Source organism: Mycobacterium simiae (assembly GCF_008370645.1).
Classification (GTDB): domain Bacteria; phylum Actinomycetota; class Actinomycetes; order Mycobacteriales; family Mycobacteriaceae; genus Mycobacterium; species Mycobacterium simiae_A.
This window is the reverse complement of sequence record NZ_VTZN01000016.1, coordinates 1-17,444: the sequence shown is the minus strand read 5'-3', so window position 1 is coordinate 17,444 and position 17,444 is coordinate 1. Positions and strand designations below refer to the sequence as shown.

The following is a 17,444-nucleotide window of genomic DNA, read 5'->3' as shown; positions in this document are numbered from 1 at the left end:
CTGAGCAACGGGCGCGGCAAGGCCGAGACGAAGCGATGGCGTTTGCTAATGGCGAACAGCCGTTAACTCGCACGATGCTGCTTTCGACCCTCCTGATCGCGCCATGGCTGCGTTCAAGAGCATGGTGGCGGCGGCGCGCTATTGGTCGCCTTTGGTCCCTTATATCCCACGCCGCCCTCGTCTTAGCATCTGTGCACGCGTTACTCGATTTCATCCGGGCAATGGTTGCGTATCATGGTGAGTTTTCCGATGTTGCCGCGCAAAACAACTGCCCGCATTATTGCGAGCGGACCGCGTGGGTCCAGAGCGTGCTGACCGGTAGCGCCGCAAGTTTTGGGCCGAACGGCGTGGCTTCCGGTGCGGCGGTGAGCAGGACGCCGAACTGAAAACGATCGCCGAGCCTGTCGGCCAGGTAGCGCAAACCGCGAAGATCCTCCGCTCGTGGGGTGTAGATCTGCGGAGACCTCGTGATCGCTGTGGACCGCGCCGGCTGACCCGAGGCGGCCTATCCATCGCCGAACATGGCTTCCTGTTCACCGGCAGGTTCGAGGTCGAGCAAGCCGTAGTGTTTTGGGCCGAGGCGGCCGCTCTGCGCTCGCCACCGAGTTGTGGATACACGCGCGCGCACTCTCTTTCCGACCAAGTTGCGCACGGTGGAAAGAAGATCGCCTTCGATTGACCCGGCGATCTCGGAATCGTCGTTCTTGATCAGGTAGAAAACGCGGCGAGTACCGCGAAACCCATCAAGTTTGCCGACCACAGTTTCGGTGTCTTCGACGGTGTCCCGGTTACCCAGGAATGTCAGGAGTTCCCTGGCACGCTCGCGGGTGAGCACTGACTTGATTTCTTCGGTGCTGATCGTCAAGTCGAGTTCAAGGCCTTCTGGCACCAAGGTCGCAGCGCTACTGATATCTTGCACCGCCAACCTCAATAGCCTTGGTGCACCCAGGATTCCCTTCGCTGACTCCTCGTCGTCGGCGCTAGCCGGCAAGGTCTCGACCAACTCACGAATCGCTACACCCGCCCGTCCCGACTGGGTACCAATGTCGTAGCCGCCGGAGGAGAGCGGCACCGCTGGCACGCGGAAGTACACGGTATTGCCGACTTGGGCCTGTTGGACGAGTTCGGCGCGTTCGCGGTCGCGACGGCTCAGCGAGAGGGCTGTGGAAGTGGGCCGCCGTGTTGCTTTGTCGACTCGCGCGACAGCGTTCTGGAAAGCCCGGGATAAGGTACCGACGGTGTAGGAGTCGATGTTGTCGACGCCGAGTAACGTCACCCGCAATGTGTCGGTGAGGGTTGGCCCCTGCCCGACCACCTGTGTCCAAGCCATCATGATCGCGCCCTGCTCGTAGGCGTCGACGAGTTCGTCGCCTGTCTCGGCCGCTAATGCGGCGTCGCGTGCACGACGCAACGGGTCGAACTCGTCTACTGGGTTCACACTCACAGTGTTACCTCCACGAAGCCCTTCCGAGTACCCGGGATTGTGCTTCCGTCCGGCCGGGTGATCATCGACAGTCGGGTCGCCCAAAACACCTGTCGAGCGGGGGACGCCAGATAAGCATCTACCAGCCCACCGACAGGCCGTAGCCCGGCGATGCTCACCATCATTGGCTTCTCCGCGAAGACGGTCTGCAGAGTAAGCAGCTGGTAGACGCCATCGGTGCTAAGCAGACGCCGCAGATGCTCGCGGTCTTCGCAGAGATAGACGAGCTGAATTCCGGGGACCGTCTCTGCGTTGTGCGAGACGAAGCCGCCGCCCAGCCACACGGGGGATGGCCCGCCCATCTCGTAAAGCAGGCTCAGATGAAGGGAGAGCGCGTCGAATCGCCTAATCCGGGATTCTTGGTTCGGCGCGCGAACCACAAAGCAATCGTGAACCTCGTCCAGGGAAGCCGTGTACGGCGTGGAGCTGAAGTCGAGCCAACCGTCGTCATTCGGTTTGGGTATCGCCACTTGCTAACCGCCAGCAACGACGGCGACACCGATCGGGCACCAGGAAGTGATGCCGAGGCTCCAGACGCGCCGGTAGCTGGTGCGATAGTGTCCGCAGAGACCAAAGCGCAAGGTGGGATGGCTGTGTCCGTGCTGAGTTCTCTGCCCGACCCGGGCCAGGTCGTCGAGGTTCGCGGGTCCACGTGGGCGGTGGCGAATGTGCACGCGCAGGGCCTGCCGCGCAGTCCGGCCGACGAAGCCACCGCGGAGCGCAATCACGTGGTCGACTTGCAGTCCCTTGATGAGGATCGGCTTGGCGAACAGCTGTCGGTGATCTGGGAACTCGAAGTCGGCCATACGGTCACCCCGCCACAGGGACTGCCCGAGCAGATCAACCCGGAGGCCTTCGACGACCCGGTCACTTTGGCGGGATTCATCGACGCCATGCGCTGGGGCGCGGTCACTTCGGCGGACCCGAATCGCTACCAGGCGCCGTTTTGGTCCGGCGTCGTGGTCGAGGCCTATCAGCTGGAACCGCTGCGCCGGGCCCTTGCCGGCCCCCGCGCGAACCTGCTGCTGGCCGACGACGTCGGCTTGGGCAAGACCATCGAGGCGGGACTGGTCCTACAAGAGCTACTCCTACGGCACCGGGCCCGCACCGCGATCATCGTGTGCCCGCCCAGCCTGGCGCTGAAGTGGCAAGACGAGATGCGTGACAAGTTCGGGCTGGCATTCACCATCGTCAACAGCGAGCTGATGGCCCAGGTGCGCCGCAGCCACGGCCTGCACGCCAACCCATTCCAGCTGTACCCACGGGTGATCGTCAGCATGGCGTGGCTGCCGCAGGTGCGGGCACAGCGGCTGCTGCGCGATGTCTACGCACAGGCATCGAACCCTAAGTCCGGCAATCGGTTTGCGTTCGACGCGCTGATCGTCGATGAGGCTCATCACGTGGCGCCATCCAGCCCGTCGGCGGTGGCCAGTGGCCGCGGCTACGCGGTGGACACCCAACGCACGGTCGCGGTGCGCCAGCTCGCCGACAAGTGTGAGCACCGGTTGTTCCTGAGCGCAACCCCACACAACGGGCATCCGGAATCGTTCACCGCGCTGATGGAGATGATCGACCCGCGCCGGTTCTCCCGCGGCGCGATCCTGGATTCCGCCGCGCTCAAGGACATCACGGTCCGCCGGCTCAAAAAGAACCTGACGGGCAAGGGATTCAAGGACCGCCAAGTCAAGATCCTGCCGTTCACGCCGAACGACAGCGAGCAGGAGATGTTCTCCCTGCTCGACGAGATCGTCACGAAAAGCGCCAAACGCAACGGCACCAAGCCCGGCGGTGACATCGTGACGATGCTGCTCAAGAAGCGGTTTCTGTCTGGCCCGTTCGCGTTCGGGATGACGCTGAGCCACTACCTGACGGCCAAGGCGGGACGCGGCCTGTTCGACGACGACTATGACGACATCTTCGGCGAGGGCCAGGCCGACGAGGAAGAGGGCCTGTGGGAGCAGGACGAGGCGCAGCGGCTGCGCGAGTCCAAAGGCTCCGACCCGCTCAGCGCCGCCGAACCCGGTCAGTTGACCAAGCTCGCCGAGTGGGGACTGGGCTATGAGAGTCGCCCGGACTCCCGGCTGGAGACGCTGATCGGGTTTCTTGACGCGGTGTGCCGTCCCGACGGCAAGCACTGGACCAACGAGCGAGTGGTGGTGTTCACCGAGTACGCGCACACCGTCGACTGGTTGCAACGCGTGCTGGCGCAACGTGGTTACGCCGACCGGCTGGCGGTCATCCAGGGCTCGACGCCGACCGAGGAGCGGGAGTACATCCGCTCGCAGTTCACCGAAGACCCGAGCAAGGAGCAGGTGCGGGTGCTGCTGGCCACCGATGCCGCCGGCGAAGGCATCGACCTGCAGACCCACTGCCACCGGCTGGTGAACTTCGACATCCCGTTCAACCCGTCGCGGCTGGAACAGCGGATCGGCCGCATCGATCGCTACGGGCAAACCGAGGCGCCAGAGGTGTTCCACTTCGTGCCCGACGAGAAAGCGTCGATCTACGGGGCCGATGCCGATTTCATGGCCCGGATCGCTAAGAAGGTGGCGCAGGTCGAGCATGATCTGGGCTCGGTGAACCAGGTGGTCGGCGACGAGATCCAGCAGCACTTCGCTCGCCGTAAACCGGCCAAGCGCAAGGCAAAAGGGGTCGACGCCAACGAGGTGATCAACTCCGCGCTGGCCGGCGGCGTGGAGCTCAACGCTCGGCTTACCCAGCTGGAGCAGGGTTACGACGCCTCGCGCGCCGAGCTACATCTGGAGCCGGGGAACCTGCGGCGGGTTGTCGACACCGCGCTGCGGATCAACCACCAGTCACCGTTGATCCCGGTCGGCGACGAGGACACCGACGCGGAGGTGTTTGAGGTGCCCACACTGACGTCCGGTTGGCACGACACGCTCAAGGGCCTGGACACTCGTCTGAATCCCGGTGTGCTGCGCCCGATTACGTTTGACCCCGCCGCGGTCGAGGGCCGCAATGATCTGGTCTACGTCCATCTGGGCCACCCGATGGTGCAGAAGGCGCAACGGCTGCTGCGCCGGTCATTGTGGAGCGTCGACTCGCCGCTGAACCGGGTGACGGCGGTGGTGGTCGACGGCCTGGCGGAGTCGTTCGTCGCGGCGGTGACGCGCATGGTGCTGGTCGGGCGCGGCGGGTTGCGTCTGCACGAAGACGTGTTCCTGGTGGGGGTGCGGTTGAAGGGTCGCCGCGCGATGGCAGAGCAGAAGGCCGAATCCGCGTTGGATCAGGCACTCGACGGCGAGCGGCTCACGCTGGCCGGCAAGCCGTTGCGTGACGAGCTGTGCGAGATGTGGAATCTGCCGGACGCACCGCTGCGTACCCGGCTGGAACAGTCAATGCAGGCACGCGCCGACGCGCGGCACGCACAAGTGATGGAGCAGCTCACCACCCGCCAGGAGTCCGACAGTCGGCGAGCCCATGAGATTTTCGCGGCGTTTCGGGCGAATCTGACTGACTCTCTTGCTCAGTTGCGCACCAAGCAAGCCGAGTCCGAGGCGATGTTGTGGGCCGACGAGCAGCAGAAGCAGTGGCGACGCGACATCGAGGCCATGGCGCGCCGGCTGGACGAGCTCGACGACGAGGAGGCCCGCGAGATCGCGGCGATTACCGATCGCTACGCGGACGTGAAGCCGCATACCACCGCCGCGGCCGTGGTTTTCGCCCTGACCCGGGCGGACGCGGAAGCGGGGTTGCGCTGATGGTCCGCTCGCCACGACGCCCACCTGTCGCGAATTCCGCTGAGCTGCATCGACAATGGCTGGAGCTAGTCGACACCGAGGGACCGTTCCTGGCGATTCCGCCGCTCAAACGGGTTTGGCCGCAGGGCATGCCGAGCCTGCCCGACGATCGCAAAGAGTCATTGGTCTATGCGCGCAAGGATTTTGAGAGCGCATGGGAAGCTGTCGACCGCTTACCCGGCGATCAGGCAACGCTGGATGGCTACCGGATCGCCCGGGACAAATGGGTGGAGACGGTGTTGCGGGAGGTGGCCGGCTGGTCCGAGTCGCTGTCGTGGGGCGAGGTTCCCGGGGTGCGTGCGCAGTCCCCGAACCGGGCGGTGACAGTCACCGCGCAGGCCGCACTGACCGGGCCGGACGGCGTCGGCGCGCTGGTGTCTGTGGTCGACCCGGTTGATTCGTTGCGTCAGACCCCGAACGATCTGTGGGCAGCGACCCCGGTCGACCGGATGGAAGCGTTGCTGCGCGGCGGGATTGAGACTGGAATTGAGATCGGCATTGTCACCGACGGCCGCTGGTGGGGGCTGGTATGCGCTCGGGATGGCGTCACCGCCGCCTCGGGCATTGTCGACGCGCTGACCTGGATCGAGGAGCCGCGCACCCGAGACGCCTTTCTGACCGTCATCGGCCGCCAATACATCGTCGGCGGCGACGCGGGTGAGCGCCTGCCGGTGCTGTTCGCCGAATCCGTCGCCGCCGCAGAGGAAATCACCGAAGCCCTGGGCGCCCAGGTGCGCCGAGCGGTCGAGTTGCTCATCCAGTCTTTCGTCGAATCGGCCGCCGACGCACGACGCCGCGGCCTGCCCGATCCGCTCCCGGACGACACCCACGAAACCTACGAGGCCGCAGTCACGATCATGATGCGGATCGTGTTCCTGCTCTTCGCCGAGGAGCGCGGGCTGCTGCCGTCCGGGGAACTGTTCGAGCAGGGCTATGGCATCTCCGGATCTCTGGATCGCCTGCAGGCACGCGAGACCGCCGAGAGTGAGGAAGCACTCGATGCCACCTCGCTGACGTGGCATCGGCTGCTGGCCACCAGCCAGGCGCTGTATCGCGGCGCGTCGTTCGAAAGCATGCGGATGCCCGCCTACGGGGGTTCGCTGTTCGACCCTGGGCGGTTCGGCTTCCTGACGGCCACCACCGAGCAGGGCACCCTGGCGCTGACGGTCTCCGACCGGGTGATGCTGCACGTGCTGCGCTCGGTGCAGCAGGCCGTGCTCAAAGGCGGGGAAGCGCGCCGAATCTCGTTCCGAGATATTGATGTTGAACAGATTGGCTATATCTACGAGGGTCTGCTCGGCTACACCGCCGTCACCGTCGACCAGATCCACCTCGGCTTACAGGGCAAGAAAGGTGAAGAACCCGAGATCCCGCTAGCGGTGCTCGAAGACCTGGGTGCGTCAAACCGTGACCGGACGAAGCTCGCCGCCGCGATCCGCGCCTGGATCGTAGACGACCAGCCCGGCGCCACGCCGCAGTCGGCGTCCGCGATCGCTAAAGCCATTGCCGCCAAGGTGGAACCGAATGTCGTCAGCGCCCTCACCCAGGCCGTCGGCGACGACACCGACTTACGCGAGCGGGTGCTGAGGTGGCTGGGTCTGGTTCGCCTCGACCTGCGCGGCCGGCCGTTCGTGGTCCGCGCCGGCGGCTTGATGGTCAAGGAGACCCCGTCCCGTAAGAATGCCGGCGCCCACTACACCCCGAGGTCGCTGGCCGAAGAGGTGGTGCTGCACGCGCTGCAACCGCTGTGCTACTCGCCCGGCCCGCACCAAACCGCCGACGAAGCCCAGTGGAAGCTGAAGTCTTCGTTCGACATCCTCAGCCTGAAGGTCGCCGATATCGCTTGCGGCTCCGGAGCATTCCTGGTCGCCGCGGCGCGTTACCTTGCTGAGCGCGTAGTTGAGGCGTGGACCGCCGAGGATGCGTCCAACCGCCAGCGCCACGACCTGTACCTGCGGGCCGTCCGTGAGGTCGTCGCCAATTGCCTCTACGGGGCCGATATCAACGACATGGCTGTCGAGATGTGCAAGCTTTCTTTGTGGCTGGTCTCCCTGGACCGCGACCTGCCGTTCTCTTTCGTTGATGACAAGATCTTTCTGGGTAACTCGTTGCTCGGGCTTACCAGCCTCGATCAACTACGGAAGTTGCATATCGACCCGTCGCGTGTTGGTTCCGGCGATATGTTCGACGTCTTCGATGTGGACATCGACGCGATCATTCGCAAGGCCGTCGAGCTGCGTCGCACGCTTGCATCCGAGATCGAGGAAAGCAGCCCAGTCCGCAACAGCGCCGCCAAACGTCGCCAGCTTGCCCAATTACATGATGTGACAGCTGAATTGCGCAAGATTGCCGACGGGGTGATCGCTGCGGGGCTAGCGCTCGGCGGCAAACCCGGTAAGGCTGTTGACGAGGCGTACGAGAACCTGCGGCTCGCAGTGAAATCCGCACACCCCGCGTCTGGCGAGCCTGATTCGGGCATGCTCGATTCGATCATCAACACCGGTCTCAAACCGACTGTCCCGACCGACTACCAGCGGTGGCGGCCGAACCATTGGGTCATCGAAGCACCCGATGTGATCGTGGAGCGTGGTGGTTTCGACGCGATTATCGGGAATCCACCGTTCCTTGGTGGTCAGAAGCTGACCGGCGCCATGGGGAACGGTGTTCGCGACTGGTTCGTCAACGTGCTCGCAGGCGGTACCAAAGGAAGCGCCGATCAGGTGGCGTACTTTTTCCTGCGGGCGCAGTCATTGCTTGCCCCGCGGGGGACCGTGGGGTTGATAGCCACCAACACCATCGCACAGGGTGACACCCGCGAAGTTGGGCTAGACCGGATGGTCGATTCGGGGTTCACCATCACCCGGGCAATCCAGAGCCGATCCTGGCCCGCGACCGGTGCCAACCTGGAATATTCCGCGGTGTGGGGCACGGTCGGATCGGTGGCCGACGCAGTGCCGCGTGTCAGCGATGACGCGCCGGTCAATCGAATCTCGACGCTGCTCGAACCTGCCGGCCGGGTTGGGAGTACCCCCTTGCGGCTCAACCAGAACGCGGGTATCGCCTTTCAAGGGTGCAACATCCTCGGGATGGGGTTTGTCCTCGAACCCGCCGAAGCGCAGGTTTGGATCACCGAGGATTCGCGCAATGCCGAGGTGCTTTTTCCGTACCTCAACGGCGATGATCTCAACTCACGATCTGATTGCTCGGGATCCCGTTGGGTCATCGACTTCAACAACCGGAACGGGGATGACGCGGCGTCGTATCAGCTTCCGTTCGCCCGGGTGCGACATGCGGTAAAGCCCGACCGGGACAAAAGCAAGGATGCTGGCACGCGCGAGTATTGGTGGCGGTTCACGCGACCACGGCCGGAGATGCGAAAGGCAATTGCTGACCTCGATGAGGTTTTGGTTGTTACGATAACAAGCAAGACCTTAATGCTGGCACGGGTTGAGAATGACTCGGTATTCAGCCATATGCTTGTCGTATTCGCGACGAACAGTCATGCGTTCCAAGCAATCCTGTCCTCATCGATTCATACAATTTGGGTCGTGACCTATGGATCGGCTATGCGTGGGGACTCTCGCTACACACCATCCGATGTCTTCGAGACCTTCCCCCGCCCAACAGAATCCGACCAGCTGGCACAAATCGGCCACACCCTCGACACCGAACGCCGCGAGATCATGCTGCGCCGCGACCTCGGCCTGACCAAGCTGTACAACCTGATCAACGACCCACAGATCACCGACACCTCCGATCCGGACGTCGCTCGGATGCGGGCCATCCACGTCGAACTCGATGAAGCGGTAATGGATGCCTACGACTGGACCGACGTCCCCCTCGTACACGGCTTCCACACCTACCGCCAGATGCAGCGCTGGACGGTCAGCCCAGCGGCACGGGTCGAGATCCTGGACCGGTTGCTGGAGGAGAACCAGAGACGTGCGGCCGAAGAGGCCAAGGCGAAACCCAAAGGCAAGGGCCGCCGGGGCCGGAAATTGTCAGAGGCGCAAACAACACTGTTTCCGTAACCAAGAGTGAAACAAATCAACCAAGATGTGCTCGACCATAGTCGCTGGCGCCTTCGCGCCCACCGGATGTGGGCGTCTACGTACCGGCTGCCTGCTCCGGATGCCACCGAATGTTCTTCGGCGAATAGGCGCAATCAGCAAATGTGCCGCAACCTGGGCCATGACACGATTGTGGGACGAATCCGGCTGGTTGAGCGTTTCGTCGAGTACATGTTTCGCGTCACGACGGCGGCAGCCTCGCCGCCAAGGCTGGCAGCCAGCTGAGGCTGATTGGCCACGAGTTGTTCACGGCTGGCCACGACGTGGTTGGCCAGTATCACTGACACACACCTGCTCTCCGGTTGTGTGCAGTCGTGGCCCGACGGGGGAGCGCGCCACCACGGGCCAGTAAGCTCGCGCGAGCATAGAGCGTGCCGCCCAGTCGCCGGGCCGCAACTTTTCCAGGGCAAGTTCGAGCACGACGGCGGCGTCGCGATCATTCAATGCCTCATGCAGTCCCGCGCAGTCTAACCCTTGCCCCGAGGACACCGACCACAGGTCATCAGAAGCCGTGCGTCGCAGCATGAGCCGGTCGCACTCAAGCAGCGCCCTTTCGATGAGGGCACGTGCTGGATAGTCTTCGCCGGCGCCAGCCTCAGACAGCGCCTCGCGCAGCAGCTGACCAACTCGGACTTTGGTTCCGGTGGGGTGTTGGTAACGCCACATGTCCACGAAGCGGTGCATGTCTTCGGGCAGCCCTGGGATTGTTGAGCCGAACGATTGTCCATAGGTCAGCAGGTTGGCTGCAACGGACTGGCCAACACCGCTTGTGTTGACAGCGTTTCGCAGAGTGTTGCGAATCATGAACCGATGATCGGCGTTATTGTTCGCCGCCGCTCTCAAGCCGCGCACGATCGCCTTTAAACCTTCGTCCTCGGGTACCGGTCCATCGACGCTACGAAGCACAAACTCGATGAGCCGGCGTTCATCGTTAGGGCGGGTGGCGGCCATACCGTCATCAAGCATGTCGGCGGCTAGTTCGGGGGCTGTCTTATACAGGCAGCCTGGCCAGTGTCCGAGCTCGTCGCACCGGTCAATGATGTCAAGCACCAGTCCGCGGTGGTGATCGCCGCCGGTATAGAGCCTGCCTGCAGCAAAGAGCCATGTGTTGCGCCAGTGCGGGCCGGCCGCGGTGGTAATCAAGTTGTGGCGGATGAGGTCGTCGTCACCGTCAATCAGTGCGCATCCCGCCATGAGTTCTTGCAGGCTGCGCACATCGAAGGAAACGGTGTCGCCCTCGTCAGGGGCCAGTAACACGAGTCGTTTGGTGGCGACTTCGATGAGTTCGTTGGCTTTTTCATTGGCAATTTCGATGGGATGACCGACGGCGAGCAGACGCTCTTTGGCGAGATCACGCAGTTTTGAGCGGGGCATCCGGCCGCGGATCTCGGAGGTGCCCTCGCATTGGATCTGCAGAAGTAAGCCGACCTTTTGGTGCAGTTCGGTGATGTCGAGACGGTGGTTGGTGAAGAAGCGTTGGTGGGTGGTGGGTTAGCCGCTTCGCGGCGAAGGACGGTCTCGTAGTAGGTCCAAAAGAGTAGGTAGCGGTTTGTCGGGAGAGTTCCTGAGCTGGCGACGATCACGGTTAGGATCAGCACCTGCAGTGGCGTTTTCAAGAGCCGTTCAGCGCCCGGGTTGGTCAGCGCGGCTTTGAATGCCCGGAGGACGACCTCTTGGCGCTCCGGGTCGCTGCGATAGCGCTGTTGGGTAACATGATCCGCGTAGGCTTCAGCTTCTTTGGCTGTGAAGTAGTCAAGGTCGATCTGTTCGAAATGTCGGGGTAGTAACCGCTCGGTGTAGCCGGTGGGACGCGTGGTCACGATGATCAACAGGTCTGCGTCGCTGGCGTCAGCTTTTTCGACTAGGGCGGTGATCTCGTCGATGACGCGTTGGCGCTGCGTGATGTGAGTGACCTCGTCCAGGCCGTCGAAGATCACCAGGCAGGGCCAGGCGCGGAGCCAGTCATCGAGGGTGGCCGCATTGACATCGACTTTGGCTGCCCTGTTGATGAGGCGGCACAACCAGCGCCGCAGGGTGGGGCCGCTGTCGTCGCCACGGCCACCCATCGCTTTTGCCATCGGTGCAAGATCCACTCGGAGGGGCCAGCGAGTTGTAGCGAGCGGCGGCAGCTTCAGCCGTTGCAGAGAGGCGGCGGTGGTGTGGATGAGGTCGGCGATGGTGGGCTCGTTGATGTCTTGTTGGACGAATCGGGCGCGGTAGACCTGGGTGATGTATTTGGCCAAGGTGCTCTTGCCGTTACCGGGTGCGCCGGTGATGACGAGGTGACGTGGAAGGGCTGCTTTATTCGGGGCGTCCGATAGCCACACCGATAGTCTGAGGACTTCGTCACCGCGAGCCAGGATCCGCTTCAGTGCGTTGACGCGTTCGCCGCGTCGGTCGCGTGCGGGCAGATTGACGATGACCCGTTCTACGGATTGCTTATCGTCGTCATTGCCCGCTTCATTGAAGTAGACCCACCGGTGGTGCCCCAGAGTGGTTTGTGCGTGGTCGGCAAGAACTTTGGCGAACTGTTCGGGGTCGATGACACCAGGCAGCCGCTGTTGCGTGGTCAATTGCTCGATACGAGCCAGGATGTCCCCTGCAGTAAGCAGCGCGGGGAAAGCATGGCGGATGCTGTCGCTTTGAGTGATTGCGGCATTGAGGTAGTCGCGGTGCCAGACCTTGATGTCGCGCAGTCCGCGCCCGCGTGGGGTCTGCGGCTTGTCCGGAGGTCCGTACTTCCGGTCGAGGCACTCGCCGCGGAAGCGGTCAAGCTGGTCGATCCCGCCGTAGGGATCGCCCGAGGACAGACGGGCATTGGTGACGATCAGTAGGTTGTTTGGGAATCGGCTTCTGGTGCTTTCGGCCGTCATCCAACCGTCGATCTCGGCTTTCAGCTGCGACTTGAGCCAGGCGAGGTTACGCTGCGGGTCGATAGGATCGGGATGTTCGCAGTGTTTGGCCTGCACGACGGTGTAGCCGCCCCATGCCGGGCCGTCATCGCCGCTGGCCGCCCAGTCGATCCTGCCGTCGAAGGTCGCTTCACGGCCTCCATCCGGGCCCGAACCATACACTTGTAGCCCTGGGCCGGTGACTTTCCGTGCTAGCGCAACAGCGAGCTGTTCGAAGCTACGGGGACTGAGTTCTTCTAGCTGGTAATCGTGCACGGCGATTCGGGATTAGGAGCGGACATGTGGACGTGGATCATTCTGTCTCAGAGCTGTGACTGCGCGGCGAGGATCGCTTAGGAATCGGCTGAGAGTTCGCGACAGGTCGCGCTGATCCGGCCAACAAAGCAGGGATGTCCGCGTTGCGGCCCGCGGTCATGTTCATTGCGCGACTGGGTTGGTTTGGAGACGTGGTACTGATGGGGGCGGGCGGGAGGTGGTTGTGGTGCTGACGACCCGAGTCACGCGATACCTTGCATTGCATGGGAGCGGGGCCCGGCGCGTACCCTCCACTTCCCTCGATGTCTCGCGGCGGCGGTCACCGGTGGCGTCGGCGTCGAATCACCTGCGCCCCAAGCTGTTCCAGAGTTTTCAGCATCCGACGCACGGAGTCTGGCACGTCTTCGCGTGGCTGAATTAGCGGAAGCAGGTCAGCCAGTCGTGGTGGGGGCTGGCGAACCTCTGACCGCTCTGCTGTGACCTTGTCTGAGAGCGCATGAGCGAACACGGCGAGCGTTTTGCACCCAGGCATTGCCGCGGCCGGAGAGAGTACTGCGTCAAAACCTGCATTGCGAGCGGCGGTGGCGATGTCTTGAGTAAGGGTGCAATCGTCTGACACGAGGTCTGCCTCGCTGACGCCGAGATGCGACCGTGTCGCTTCGTCGGTGAGGTCGAGGACCTCGAGGTCGACTGATACCCGACCTACGCGGCGGCGGATCTCGAAGGGATCGACGCCTTCGTCAAGGAAGTGGCGGAACAGCTCCGCCCATGCGCCTTGCTCTTGGCTGGACGCGTACCACACTCCCGGCTCCCCGGTTCGGTGGTAGCGGCCCGGGCCTCTAGCAGGGTCTGCACAGGACACGAGTTGGTATGTTGTGCCGCCTTGGTGCCAGTATTTGCCGGTCAGCCCTCGTCGCGGCGCACTGGCGACCGCGGCGCTGGGATTCACACGTACGAGCCGTCGACAAAGGCTGCGGCCGCGCTGCGGACCTCCTCGTAGCGGTTCTCGGCGAGCAGGTCGACTGGGCGCTGGCCACCGAGGAGGCGGTTCTTGGCGTGCAGCCACTGGCCGACGCCTCGCTCGGTGAGCGAGTCTGAAAGCAGAAGTACGAGATCGCGAAGCTGCGTGAGCCGGTCGTACCGATCAGGGCGGATGTTGCCGGTCTGCCACAGGCGCACTGCGCGATCGGTGACTTGCGCTACAGCCGCAACGTCGCCTTGAGTGATGCCGAAGGATTTCAAGGCGTCAACAATTTCACGGGCCTCGACGGCCCGTTGCAACGTCTGCGTCATATCAGTTCCTCTTGTACTTCCGGTTTTACTACCTAAAAGGCTACCGGTTGTTAATGATGGCGGCAAGGAGTCGGCGGGCCATTCCATCTGTCAGCGATCGGAATGCCCTCACCCATCGACTGCGAGCAGACGCTGCAGGCCTCCCTGGCAGCAAGCAAACTGCGTCCACTCTATCGGCGGAAGCCATACCTCAGGGGTTCGGTCACCAGACGTGCCCGCCTGCCGCGCCGATTCCAGCGAACCGCAGATGCTGACATGGGTCAACGGTAGAGTTCGACATCGTGGCTGACGATGACGTCACCGGTCGGGACGGCGCCAGCGACGGCACCGATCCGCGCACCATGCTGGGCCGGTTTGCCAACGAGCACGACGAATGGGTGCGCCTGATCGTGCGCCACGTGCTCGATACGGGCGAAGCATTGGATGCCGGACAGATTGATGAGGTCTACCGCCACTTTCGGCAGGAAAAGGCACTGGACACACGAACCGAGCCGGCCGTACCGCCGTTGACACTCGGCGTCAGCAACCTGGAAACGGCCGAACCCCTGATCATCGACAAACTGTGTGATGTGACCGGCGTCAACGCGCTCGTTACAGGGGCGGTCATTGAACCGCATGAAGCCATGACCATCCTGTTCGGCGAGAACGGTACCGGCAAGACTGGCTACTCACGAATCTTCAAGGCCCTCGCCGCGAGCCGCACAGCCGACGAGGTGATACTTGGAAACATCGACGCCCCATCGGCTCAATCGCAATCAGCGACCGTGAACTACCGCCTCGGCGATCACGCCAACACCTTGACTTGGGCTGGTGAACGAGGCGTCGCCCCGTTCACCCGTATGTCGATCTTCGACAGCCCATGTGTGAACTTCCACGTCGACGATGATCTCGAATACACCTATGTCCCTGCAGCGCTGGCACTGTTCAACCACGTGATCGCGGGCCTGAAAGATGTCCAAGCGCGGATTGACGAGGCGACCACACAGCTCAGGTCGGGTGCGCAGTCACTGCTTGACCGCTTCCCTAGAGAGTCCAGCATCTACCCTCTCATCGAAACCTTGGGCGCGGCAACCGATCTCAATGCACTCCGGGACATAGCCAATTCTGAGCCCGACGTTGCGCAGCGAATCGACTTGCTTCGCCAAGGGGTCGCCGCACTCGAGGCCAACACCATAGGTGCCCAGATAACTGCGACCGCGCACCTGGTACGCGTCCTCGCCGAAGCCAAAAGCGAGGCCACCACGCTCACCGCCTTCGACGTCGCCAACTACAACGAGCTATTGCGGCAACGCACCGAACTGCGCAGTGACTACCAACAGTTCCGGGACGAACTCTTCAGCGCCGCAGGCCTGCCCGCGCCTCCAGAGGAAACATGGCAGGGTTTCATCGCTGCTGGCGAAACCTACCGCGCGCACCTCATCGAGGTCGGCGCCCACGACGGCGACCATTGCTTGTACTGTCGCCAGTCGCTCACCGACGCAGCACGCAGCCTTATCACCAAGTACGGCGACTACCTCGCAGACAAGATCAGTGCCGACATCAACGTAACCGATCAAGCGATCGCCGTCGCGACCCTGGGTCTGCGGGAAGCAGCGACATCGGATGTCGGGTCATTCCTTGCCGAACACGCCGACAGCGAAGCCAGCAGACCGTCCTTCCACGACGCGGTCGCCGAGACACATGCCCTCCTCACGGGGCTTCAGCAGTCCATAAACGCGGCCGAGCCGGCTGTGACTGACGCAGAGAGTCTCGCCGGTCTCGCCACCACTATCCACGAAGCCGACAACGACGCCCAGCGCCGGCTCGCCGCGCTCAAGGCGCAAGCCGAGGACCGTGTGACGGCCTTAGCGCAGAAGAAGAAGGAACGCGACGAGCTCATTGCTGCAGCGGAACTTACGCAGTCGTGGCCGATCATCGAGCAACAAGTCAACGATGCCAAGGAAGCCGAGCGGCTCGCGATCCTCGCCAAGGCAATACCCACATTGAGTCGCGGTGTGACCTCACTCGCCAAGACGGCCAGCGACCAGTTGATCAACCAGAACTTCGGGACACTCTTCCAAGAGGAATGCGAGGCGCTTCGTGCCCCCCGACTGAAGTTAGATTTTATTGGTCGTCAGGGTAAAGCTCAGCGCCGCAAGATGATCGGCGGCAAGGTCAAGCCTTCTAGGGTGCTCTCTGAGGGCGAGCAGAAGGTCTTGGCGATGGCCGATTTCCTCGCGGAGGCCAGGCTGGCGGGTATCACCGCTCCAATCATCTTCGACGACCCCGTCTCCAGCCTGGACCACCGGCGGATACGCGAGGTCGCTCAGCGCATCGCGAGCCTAGCCGAAGACCATCAGGTCATCGTGTTCACCCACGACATCTTGCTGGCCACCAACCTGCTCGCGCTGTTCGAGAAGTCGAAGCGATGCGCCTACTTCCAAGTCACCGACGAAGCCGGCAAGGGCGAGGTCGCCCATGCCTCCGGGCCGCGCTGGGATACCGTGAAGAGCCTGGCCAAGCGAATCAACGAGACGATTGCGGCTGCTCAGAAAGAGTCCGGCGAGACGCGTGCCGCGCTGGTTTGGACCGGCTACGACTGGATCCGCTCTTGGTGCGAGGTGTTTACTGAACAGGAGTTACTGCAGGGTGTCACCCAGCGCTACCAGCCCAACGTGCGCATGACAACGCTGCCACAGATCAAAGCCCACGCGCTGCCGGCCGCGATCGCGACTGTAACGCGAATTTTTGATGATGCCTGCCGGTTCATCGACGGCCATTCCCAGCCTCTCGCTGCCCAGTACGTCAGCCCGACGCTGAGTGGTCTTGAGCAACACTGGCAGGAATTGCAGGATGCGAGACGGGCCTACCAAGATGCGCCGTCCTGACCTGCCGCGGTGCACAGCTGATAGCGAAGTCAGGCGCTACGCAGAGGCCGACCGCAAGTCGATGAACTCCTGGATTGAGGGCTTGCTCGACATCAAGGACATGCGGCGGCGTTGCCAAGCGCACGACCAGTGGATGCAGGAGCACCCCGAGGCCGCGGAATTCAGCGAGACCTGGGCAGACGGGAACCTTGACGAGCTGACAAAGCCGCAGCGTTGAAACCACCACGCCGGGGCGGCATCTGGACGACGGGCGCAGGTGTCGAGGTGTTGGTCATCTCCTCGACGATGTACAACGAGATCCCTAGCGAACCGACCGTTATCGTCGTGCCGATCTTTGACCACGACACTGACACGGGCTTCGGCGTGGAGCTGGGCGAAACCAAGTGGGCCGCCCCCGGTTTGGTTACCAGCCTGCGCAAGTCCGCCCTGAGCGAGTACCGCCTTCAACTAGACGTCCAGGCCCTCACCGACGTCAACAACATGCTGGTCAAGATCCTCGCCACGCCGGACAGATAGCGACAAGGCCCACCGAGCCTGAGGGGGGCAGAATCTCAACGGTATGCACAACGGCCTCAACGGTCGCCCAGACATGTCAGAGGGTGAGGCGACACTGTTGGGATGACCGACACCACCGATGCGACCTACGAGTTGACGTATCAGCCGGACGGCACGTCGATCACCGTCCGGGAGAACCTGGGCGACATCCTGGAGCGTGAGCTGCTCGGCCCGATCCACGGCCCGCAGGAGGTGCTGCCGTTCAGCCCGCGCTCGCAATACCTGGTCGGGCATATCGCCCCGGTGAA

At 63.1% G+C, this 17,444-nt stretch carries 11 protein-coding genes and 3 pseudogenes; 6 read left to right on the top strand and 8 right to left on the bottom strand.

Features of this window, described 5'->3' with window-relative positions; translation table 11 throughout:
- Positions 1-277: 277 nt before the first annotated feature.
- The 3 genes and pseudogenes from F0Q45_RS27515 to F0Q45_RS04650 all read right to left on the bottom strand — a co-directional run.
- A pseudogene (locus tag F0Q45_RS27515) lies at positions 278-448 on the bottom strand (hypothetical protein); the annotation flags it as partial.
- 57 nt (positions 449-505) lie between these two features.
- Positions 506-1,438, bottom strand: a complete 933-nt coding sequence (locus tag F0Q45_RS04655; protein WP_149652820.1) for a hypothetical protein — start codon at positions 1,436-1,438, stop codon at positions 506-508.
- Positions 1,439-1,440: 2 nt separating this feature from the next.
- Complete coding sequence (locus F0Q45_RS04650) at positions 1,441-1,953, bottom strand: hypothetical protein (protein WP_149652819.1); 513 nt, start codon at positions 1,951-1,953, stop codon at positions 1,441-1,443.
- A 117-nt stretch (positions 1,954-2,070) separates the two neighbouring features.
- Here F0Q45_RS04650 and drmD point away from each other — a divergent pair, with 117 nt between their 5' ends.
- Both drmD and F0Q45_RS04640 read left to right on the top strand, forming a co-directional pair.
- Positions 2,071-5,205, top strand: coding sequence for a DISARM system SNF2-like helicase DrmD (gene drmD, locus F0Q45_RS04645; RefSeq protein WP_149652818.1), 3,135 nt, complete (start codon positions 2,071-2,073; stop codon positions 5,203-5,205).
- Positions 5,205-9,275 carry a DNA methyltransferase gene (locus F0Q45_RS04640; protein WP_149652817.1) on the top strand — a complete coding sequence of 1,357 codons (4,071 nt, stop codon included), beginning with the start codon at positions 5,205-5,207 and terminating at the stop codon, positions 9,273-9,275. Before drmD ends, F0Q45_RS04640 begins: the two co-directional genes overlap by 1 nt.
- Positions 9,276-9,560: 285 nt before the next feature.
- On the opposite strand, the gene F0Q45_RS04630 is transcribed toward F0Q45_RS04640, so the two are convergent.
- From F0Q45_RS04630 to F0Q45_RS29020, 5 genes and pseudogenes are all read right to left on the bottom strand, one after another.
- The gene (locus tag F0Q45_RS04630; RefSeq protein WP_149652815.1) at positions 9,561-10,571 is read right to left on the bottom strand and encodes a hypothetical protein; all 1,011 of its coding nucleotides are present in this window, start codon (positions 10,569-10,571) and stop codon (positions 9,561-9,563) included.
- Positions 10,490-12,481, bottom strand: coding sequence for a hypothetical protein (locus tag F0Q45_RS04625; protein ID WP_149652814.1), 1,992 nt, complete (start codon positions 12,479-12,481; stop codon positions 10,490-10,492). The genes F0Q45_RS04630 and F0Q45_RS04625 overlap by 82 nt, the downstream gene beginning before the upstream one ends.
- Positions 12,482-12,800: 319 nt before the next feature.
- Positions 12,801-13,430 carry an RES family NAD+ phosphorylase gene (locus F0Q45_RS04620; protein ID WP_149652813.1) on the bottom strand — a complete coding sequence of 210 codons (630 nt, stop codon included), beginning with the start codon at positions 13,428-13,430 and terminating at the stop codon, positions 12,801-12,803.
- Entirely contained in the window at positions 13,427-13,774 is a 348-nt protein-coding gene (locus tag F0Q45_RS04615) for an antitoxin Xre/MbcA/ParS toxin-binding domain-containing protein (RefSeq protein ID WP_149652812.1), read from the bottom strand. Before F0Q45_RS04615 ends, F0Q45_RS04620 begins: the two co-directional genes overlap by 4 nt.
- A 263-nt stretch (positions 13,775-14,037) precedes the next feature.
- Positions 14,038-14,327, bottom strand: a pseudogene (locus F0Q45_RS29020) (hypothetical protein); the annotation flags it as partial.
- A 70-nt stretch (positions 14,328-14,397) separates the two neighbouring features.
- On the opposite strand from F0Q45_RS29020, the gene F0Q45_RS04610 reads away from it, so the two are divergent.
- The 4 genes and pseudogenes from F0Q45_RS04610 to F0Q45_RS04595 form a co-directional block, all read left to right on the top strand.
- Positions 14,398-16,641, top strand: coding sequence for an AAA family ATPase (locus F0Q45_RS04610; RefSeq protein ID WP_306439422.1), 2,244 nt, complete (start codon positions 14,398-14,400; stop codon positions 16,639-16,641).
- The gene (locus F0Q45_RS04605) at positions 16,607-16,858 is read left to right on the top strand and encodes a hypothetical protein (protein WP_262490868.1); all 252 of its coding nucleotides are present in this window, start codon (positions 16,607-16,609) and stop codon (positions 16,856-16,858) included. The genes F0Q45_RS04610 and F0Q45_RS04605 overlap by 35 nt, the downstream gene beginning before the upstream one ends.
- A complete protein-coding gene (locus tag F0Q45_RS04600) occupies positions 16,855-17,157 on the top strand; it encodes a type II toxin-antitoxin system PemK/MazF family toxin (RefSeq protein WP_149652810.1) in 303 nt (100 codons plus the stop codon). The genes F0Q45_RS04605 and F0Q45_RS04600 overlap by 4 nt, the downstream gene beginning before the upstream one ends.
- A 65-nt stretch (positions 17,158-17,222) precedes the next feature.
- Positions 17,223-17,444: pseudogene (locus tag F0Q45_RS04595) on the top strand (hypothetical protein); the annotation flags it as partial.

Excerpts from the sequence above, each read along its gene's own strand:
- F0Q45_RS04605 (WP_262490868.1), top strand. The coding sequence starts at position 16,607 with ATGCGAGACGGGCCTACCAAGATGCGCCGTCCTGACCTGCCGCGGTGC.
- F0Q45_RS04610 (WP_306439422.1), top strand. The coding sequence starts at position 14,398 with ATGACCATCCTGTTCGGCGAGAACGGTACCGGCAAGACTGGCTACTCA.
- drmD (WP_149652818.1), top strand. The coding sequence starts at position 2,071 with ATGGCTGTGTCCGTGCTGAGTTCTCTGCCCGACCCGGGCCAGGTCGTC.
- F0Q45_RS04615 (WP_149652812.1), bottom strand. The coding sequence starts at position 13,774 with ATGACGCAGACGTTGCAACGGGCCGTCGAGGCCCGTGAAATTGTTGAC.
- F0Q45_RS04640 (WP_149652817.1), top strand. The coding sequence starts at position 5,205 with ATGGTCCGCTCGCCACGACGCCCACCTGTCGCGAATTCCGCTGAGCTG.